Origin of the sequence: Pseudomonas aestuarii, assembly GCF_027988105.1 — a bacterium.
Classification (GTDB): domain Bacteria; phylum Pseudomonadota; class Gammaproteobacteria; order Pseudomonadales; family Pseudomonadaceae; genus Aquipseudomonas; species Aquipseudomonas aestuarii.
The window spans coordinates 1-332 of record NZ_JAQJZJ010000041.1 but is presented as its reverse complement, the minus strand read 5'-3'; the positions used below and the strand labels follow the sequence as shown (position 1 = coordinate 332).

General features: G+C 65.1%; 1 protein-coding gene. It reads right to left on the bottom strand.

Going from position 1 to position 332, the window contains the following annotated elements; genetic code table 11:
• Nucleotides 1-261, bottom strand: a 261-nt coding sequence (locus PH586_RS23470; protein ID WP_271350217.1) for a sarcosine oxidase subunit gamma family protein, incomplete at its 3' end; no start/stop codon positions are given.
• Nucleotides 262-332: the final 71 nt, after the last annotated feature.

Here is a 332-nt window from a genome sequence, read left to right as displayed (position 1 = left end):
TTGCAGCGAGGACTCACCCTTGACCACCAGGCCCAGTGCGCCAGGCAGTTCCAGGCCGGTGGTCTTGTGCACGGCGCCGGCAAAGGCCGGGTCATGGCCATCGCCGCGCAGGGTCAGGTGACCCAGCAGTTTTCTCTCGCGCAGGACGACGCCCGCGCTGCTCTTGCCCTTGCCCACCAGCTCATGCAAGCCGGCGTGAAACAGCGGGGACTCGGCGCGCGCCGCATCGGGGCGCTGTTTGTAAACGTTTACTGTGCTCATGTTGTTCCGCCTGTCGTAGGTACGTCAGCGCTAATTCGTTGCTCGCCAGGCTCCAGCCTGCTGGGACCTGA